This window comes from Actinomycetospora sp. (assembly GCF_055612215.1).
On record NZ_JBVPVA010000672.1, the window covers coordinates 1 to 5,511 of the forward strand.

The window sequence follows — 5,511 nt, forward strand, 5'->3', positions numbered from 1 at the left end:
CGGGTCGGGCCCGAGCTGGCCGCCGCCGTCGAACGGGCCTCGGTCGGCGCCGACGTCCCGGTGCCGTGATCGTCGGGGCCGGGCGGCGCGGTCACTTGGCACGAACCACTCGTTCGTGCCCGTAGCGGCCACGAACGGGTCGTTCGTCGCCGCCGGGACCGCCGGGTGAGCCGACGGACCCGGCGGCGTGGCGGTGCGCTCGCCGTCGTCGTGGCGGCCCTCCTCGCCGCCGGCGTGCTCGGCGGGCCCGACGCGCTCGCCGCCCCCGGTCCCGTGACGCGCTGCGCGCTGGAGGACCCGCGTCTCGACGAGGTCTCCGGGCTGGCCGTCGCCCCGGCGGGGCCCGTTGTCGTGGACGACAGTGGCAACGCGACGGTGGTGTACACCCTCGACGCGGACTGCGCGGTGGCCTCGGCCTGGCCGGTCGGGGTGTCGGGGCGCGACGTCGAGGACCTCGCCCGGACCGCCGACGGCACGCTCTGGCTCGCCGACATCGGGGACAACCGTGGTACGCGGGCCGGCATCGCCCTGATCCGGGTGCCCGGGCGGGGGGCGCCCGACGTGCGCCGCCTCGTCTACCCCGACCGGCCGCACGACGCCGAGACGCTGCTGATGCCCGCCGACGGGCGACCGGTGATCCTCACCAAGGACCTCGGCGGACGCAGCGGGGTCTACACCACTGACGTCCCGCCCACCTCGGGGTCACCGACCACGCTGCGACGGGTGGGCGAGCTCGTCGTCCCGCTCTCGGCCACCGAGGGTGGACCGCTCGGGCTGTTCGGCCGTGGCCTGGTCACCGGTGGGGCGCTCTCCGCGGACGGGCGCGTCGCGGCGGTGCGGACCTACACCGACGCCTGGCTCTTCCCGGTCACCGGCGGGACCGCGGAGGACGTCGTCGCCGGGCTGCGCCGCACCCCGGTCGGCGTGCCGCTGCCGGGCGAGCCGCAGGGCGAGGCGATCGCCTTCACCGCGGACGGGACGCTGCTCTCCGCCGGCGAGGCGGGGCCGTCGCGATCGGGCGGGACGGCGACGGCGTCGCTGCGGGCGGTCCCGGGCGCGGCCGCCCTCGTGCCCCCGCCGACGGGCACGCCGCCGCCGGCCGTCGTCGCGGCGGTTCCAGCGGCCCCGGCCCCGGTCGACACCCGGGGGCCCGGCCTGCTCGCGGTGTCGGCCGCGGGTGCCGCGGCGGTCGTCGTCGCCGCCCTGCCGGTCGTGGCCCTCCGCCGGCGGCGTCGCGGCCTCGCCGGGCGGTGAAGGACGGCTCGGTCCGGGCGCTGACGGGCGGGCCCGGTCAGAGCTTGCGCAGCACCGCCACGACCTTGCCGAGGACCGTCGCCTCGTCGCCCGGGATGGGCTCGTACGCGGCGTTCGCGGGGAGCAGCCAGACGTGGCCGTCCCTGCGCTTGTAGGTCTTGACCGTGGCCTCGTTGTCGAGCATCGCCGCCACGATCTCGCCGTTGTCGGCGACCGGCTGCTGCCGGACGACCACCCAGTCCCCGTCGGTGATCGCGGCCTCGACCATCGAGTCGCCGACCACCTTGAGCAGGAACAGCGACCCCTCGCCGACCAGCTCCTTCGGCAGCGGGAACACGTCCTCGACGGCCTGCTCGGCGAGGATCGGGCCGCCCGCGGCGATCCGGCCGACGACCGGGACGAACGACGGCGTGGGCCGGTCCGAGCGCAGCGCCTCGGTCTCGGCGGCGGTCCCGAGCTCGGGGTCGAGCTCCTCGGGGAGGCGGACGTCGAGGGCCCGGGGGCGGTTCGGGTTCCGCCGCAGGTAGCCCTTCTTCTCCAGCACCTTCATCTGGTGCGCGACCGACGAGGTGGAGGTGAGACCGGCCGCGTCGCCGATCTCACGGACGCTCGGCGGGTAGCCGACCCGCTCGACGTGGTCCCGGATCACCTCGAGCACCTTGCGCTGGCGCGGGGTGAGGCTCGGGGCGCCGGACGGGGACGGCTCGGGCTCGCGGTCGGGGAAGGTGTGGACCTGGGCGGTGACGACGGCGTCGACGTCCTCCACCCCGGCCACGTCCTCGGCCCCGGGCGGGTCCGCCCCGTCGTCGCGCCTGCGTCCAGCCATGGTTCCTCCTCCGTCCGGCCCGGCAGCGCGTGCCCGCGGCGGGCAGTGGTGTCGCACTGCCGCGGGGCACCGGTGACGCTGCGTGCTCTCGGAGCCTGAAGGTAGCGCCGACGGCCGACGGGATCAAACACGTGTTCGAACGACACGCCGGGCGGTCCGTCGACGTTGTCGGGGGTCGATGCTAGACATCGCACACGCGTTCGATCGAACGCGTGTGCGAGGGGAGATGTGCGCGATGACGACCCGGATGACGACGCGGACGAGCACGGACACGGACGTGCGGGCGGCCTCCGGTCCGGCCGCGGTGGCGGAGGTCCCGGCGCAGGTCCGGCGGGGCGAGGGGTGGGCCGGCGGGGTCACGTCCCCCGGCCCGGCGCGCCCGGCGCCGCCGTGGGCGCCGCCGGCCCCGGGCCTGCCGACGCGGCCCGCGGGCCGGCGTGACGCGCGGCGCCCGGCCGGGCGGCCCGGGGCGCTCGTGACGCCGCTCATGCGCCCGGTGCCGTCGTCGGGTCGCGTGCGGGCCGAGGTGTCCGCGCGGGCCCACGCGCGGGCGGTCGTGCTCCACCGGCGACGCACCGTCGCGACGGTGGTCCTCGGCGTCGTCCTGCTCGGGCTCGTCGTCCTGGTCGTGCGCCTCGGTGGCCCCGTGGCCGGGGACGCGCCGTCGGGGCCGGTGCCCGCGGGCTCGGCCGTGGTCGTGGTGGCCCCGGGGGAGACGTTGGTCGACGTGGCGCACCGGGCCGCGCCCGCGGCCGCCACCGACGCCGTCGTGGCGCGCATCCGCACGGACAACCACCTCGCCGGGTCGGCGGTCGTCGCCGGTCGGCCGCTCGTGGTGCCGGCGGGTTCCTGAAGGCCACTCACCGACCGGGGGTCACTCCCAGGGATCCCGTGCGTCCCGGCCGTCCCGCGGCGCGGCCGCCCGGCGCCGGAGCGCACCGTTCGCCGCGTGCGTCCCCGGACCGCGTGATCCGGCTTGCTTCGAATCTTCGGGTGTCGCTAGCGTCCCGCCCCAACATCTTGTGGTTACATGGTTGTAGTTAGTCCACAAGTTGTGCATGCAGGTAGAGGCCCTGTCCACAGGGAACTCCACCACGTCGGCGGATCCGTCCACCGGCGGCACCCCTCGGTCCACGGCCGGAGGTGCCCGATCCACAGCACCGTCCCCAGGACGACGGCCGGAGAGCGGTCGGTCCACAGGTGGGGACGGGGAGACAGGTCACGGTCACGACGCGGGAGGGGAGCCCAGGGTGCGTTGTCCGTTCTGCCGCAACGACGATTCGCGGGTCGTCGACTCGCGCGAGGCCGACGAGGGCCAGGCGATCCGTCGCCGTCGTTCCTGCACGGGGTGCGGGAAGCGGTTCACCACCGTCGAGGAGGCCGTCCTCGCGGTGGTCAAGCGCAGCGGGGTCACCGAGCCGTTCAGCCGCGACAAGGTCGTGCGCGGAGTGGCCCGGGCCTGTCAGGGGCGTCCGGTCGACCCGGACGCGATCGCGCTGCTGGCCCACCGGGTGGAGGAGACGGTGCGGGCGTCGGGCACGGCCGAGGTGCCGAGCCACGACGTCGGGATGGCGATCCTCGGACCGCTGCGCGAGCTGGACGCGGTGGCCTACCTGAGGTTCGCGAGCGTCTACCGCAACTTCTCCTCCGTGGCCGACTTCGAGGCCGAGATCGCCGACCTCCGGGGCCGCCTGTCGTCGGACGACGGGCCCGCGGACGGCGGGTCGGGGGACGGCTCCGCGGTCGACGGGGCGAGCAGCACGGACAGGACCGACGAGCGGGACAGCGGCGGTGCCCTCGGTACCGCCGACGGTGACCGGTCGCCGACAACGATGCCGGAACGTGGGGAAGCGTCCCCGGCACACGCGAGCACGAGGGGATGAGCGGATGACGGAGACCGTCGGGTCCGACCGGAGCACGGACGGCGCTGCCGATGGGGCGGGCCGCCCGACCGGGGCGCGGGGCCTGTCGATCGGGCGCGTGCACACCACCGAGGGGCGCCACCCCTACGACGAGGTGGAGTGGGAGCGCCGCGACGTCGTCATGACCAACTGGCGCGACGGCTCGGTGAACTTCGAGCAGCGCGGCGTCGAGTTCCCCTCGACGTGGTCGGCGAACGCGACCAACATCGTCACCAGCAAGTACTTCCGCGGCGCGGTCGGCACGCCGCAGCGCGAGTCGAGCCTGCGCCAGCTCATCGACCGCGTGGTGCGCAGCTACACCGAGGCGGGCCGGGCCAACGGCTACTTCGCCACGCCGGCGGACGCCGAGGTGTTCTCCGACGAGCTGACCTGGATGCTCCTGCACCAGTACTTCAGCTTCAACTCGCCGGTGTGGTTCAACGTGGGCACCGCGTCACCGCAGCAGGTCAGCGCCTGCTTCATCCTCTCCGTGGACGACACCATGGAGTCGATCCTCAACTGGTACCGCGAGGAGGGCCTGATCTTCAAGGGCGGCTCCGGTGCCGGCCTGAACCTCTCGCGCATCCGCTCCTCGAAGGAGCTGCTCTCCTCCGGGGGCACCGCGTCCGGCCCGGTCTCGTTCATGCGCGGCGCCGACGCGTCCGCAGGGACGATCAAGTCCGGCGGCGCGACGCGGCGCGCGGCCAAGATGGTCGTGCTCGACGTCGACCACCCGGACGTCGCCGAGTTCATCGAGACCAAGCGCCAGGAGGAGCGGAAGATCCGCGTGCTCCGCGACGCGGGCTTCGACATGGACCTCGGCGGCGCCGACATCGCCTCGGTCCAGTACCAGAACGCCAACAACTCGGTCCGGGTCACCGACGAGTTCATGCGCGCGGTCCAGTCCGGCGGCGAGTTCGGGCTGCGGGCCCGCATGACCGGCGAGGTCATCGAGTCCGTCGACGCGAAGTCGCTGTTCCGGCGGCTGGCCGAGGCGGCGTGGGAGTGCGCCGACCCGGGGCTGCAGTACGACGACACGATCAACGACTGGCACACCTCGCCGGAGTCCGGGCGCATCACCGCGTCCAACCCGTGCTCGGAGTACCTGCACCTGGACAACTCCAGCTGCAACCTCGCCTCGCTGAACCTCATGAAGTTCCTGGGCGACGACGGGCGCTTCGACGTCGAGGGCTTCGTGCGCTCGGTCGAGCTGGTCATCACCGCGATGGACATCTCCATCTGCTTCGCGGACTTCCCGACCGAGTCGATCGGCGAGACCACGCGCGCCTTCCGCCAGCTCGGCATCGGCTACGCGAACCTCGGCGCGCTGCTCATGGCGACCGGCCACGCGTACGACTCCGCGGGCGGCCAGGCGCTCGCCGCCGCGATCACCTCGCTGATGACGGGCGCCGCGTACCGGCGCTCGGCCGAGCTCGCCGGCGCCGTGGCGCCCTACGACGGCTACGCCCGCAACGCCGACGCCCACCGCCGGGTCATGCGCAAGCACGCCGCGGCGAACGACGCGATCCG

4 protein-coding genes and 1 pseudogene are annotated in these 5,511 nt (G+C 74.7%); 4 read left to right on the top strand and 1 reads right to left on the bottom strand.

Translation table 11 applies throughout. From position 1 onward, the window contains the following. The first annotated feature begins 165 nt into the window (after positions 1-165). The gene (locus AC0CYZ_RS18405) at positions 166-1,254 is read left to right on the top strand and encodes a hypothetical protein (RefSeq protein WP_472217921.1); all 1,089 of its coding nucleotides are present in this window, start codon (positions 166-168) and stop codon (positions 1,252-1,254) included. A gap of 37 nt (positions 1,255-1,291) precedes the next feature. Here AC0CYZ_RS18405 and lexA read toward each other — a convergent pair whose 3' ends face one another. After that, on the bottom strand, positions 1,292-2,080 hold the full coding sequence (lexA, locus tag AC0CYZ_RS18410) for a transcriptional repressor LexA (RefSeq protein ID WP_472217923.1): 789 nt from the start codon (positions 2,078-2,080) through the stop codon (positions 1,292-1,294). 235 nt (positions 2,081-2,315) lie between these two features. Here lexA and AC0CYZ_RS18415 point away from each other — a divergent pair, with 235 nt between their 5' ends. From AC0CYZ_RS18415 to AC0CYZ_RS18425, 3 genes and pseudogenes are all read left to right on the top strand, one after another. Next, the gene (locus tag AC0CYZ_RS18415; RefSeq protein WP_472217925.1) at positions 2,316-2,933 is read left to right on the top strand and encodes a hypothetical protein; all 618 of its coding nucleotides are present in this window, start codon (positions 2,316-2,318) and stop codon (positions 2,931-2,933) included. A gap of 397 nt (positions 2,934-3,330) precedes the next feature. Beyond that, positions 3,331-3,798 (top strand): annotated as a pseudogene (nrdR, locus tag AC0CYZ_RS18420) (transcriptional regulator NrdR); the annotation flags it as partial. Between the two features lie 169 nt (positions 3,799-3,967). Further along, positions 3,968-5,511, top strand: a 1,544-nt coding sequence (locus AC0CYZ_RS18425) for a vitamin B12-dependent ribonucleotide reductase (protein ID WP_472217927.1), incomplete at its 3' end; no start/stop codon positions are given.

Bases quoted from the DNA above. Each gene is read 5' to 3' on its own strand.
- lexA (WP_472217923.1), bottom strand. From the start codon at position 2,080: ATGGCTGGACGCAGGCGCGACGACGGGGCGGACCCGCCCGGGGCCGAG.
- AC0CYZ_RS18415 (WP_472217925.1), top strand. From the start codon at position 2,316: ATGACGACCCGGATGACGACGCGGACGAGCACGGACACGGACGTGCGG.